Source organism: Dermacoccus sp. Ellin185 (assembly GCF_000152185.1).
GTDB classification, from domain to species: Bacteria; Actinomycetota; Actinomycetes; order Actinomycetales; family Dermatophilaceae; genus Dermacoccus; species Dermacoccus nishinomiyaensis.
Map to the genome: position 1 here is coordinate 1 of NZ_AEIQ01000027.1, position 532 is coordinate 532.

The 532-nt window shown below is 63.3% G+C and carries 1 protein-coding gene; it reads left to right on the plus strand.

Going from position 1 to position 532, the window contains the following annotated elements; translation table 11 throughout:
* On the plus strand, positions 1-363 hold a 363-nt coding region (locus tag HMPREF0321_RS01355), incomplete at its 5' end, for a nitroreductase family protein (protein ID WP_040014266.1).
* Positions 364-532 lie beyond the last annotated feature (169 nt).

Consider the following 532-nt stretch of genomic DNA (forward strand, 5'->3'; position numbering starts at 1 on the left):
CCCTCATTCGTGAAGAGCCCGGAACATCTCGCGGGCAGCTCCCGCCCGTGGGCGTCCCAAGCCAGCGCTCTAGTGGTGAACCTCAGCCACGTTTACGTCGAAGACACCGACTGGGAGTTTAGCGAGTTCTCGATCTACGACCTGGGTCAGGCAGTAGCTCACATGACCATCCAGGCGCACTCGATGGGCCTTTCCTGCCGACAATTCCGGGCCTTCGACAAAGACGCCGTCGGCCGGCTACTTGAGGTGCCGCCTCACTGGGACGTCGTCACGATGACCGCCATTGGCCGCGCACCCAGCGAAGCGGAACGCGGCCCGCGCGCCAGCCAACGAGAAACCGCCATCGCTTGGCCAAGATCCTGACTCGGATAGCCGAGGCCCACACCGACCCGCTGAGCTACCGGCACCCGTGAAGGGCGGAAACCTTGGCGGATTCAACCGGTCAACGCACCATTGATGGTGTTCAGGGCTATCGGTGAAGGCGTCGTGGGATGAGGCCCAGTCGAGGACTTTGCGGGGCCGTTCGTTGATG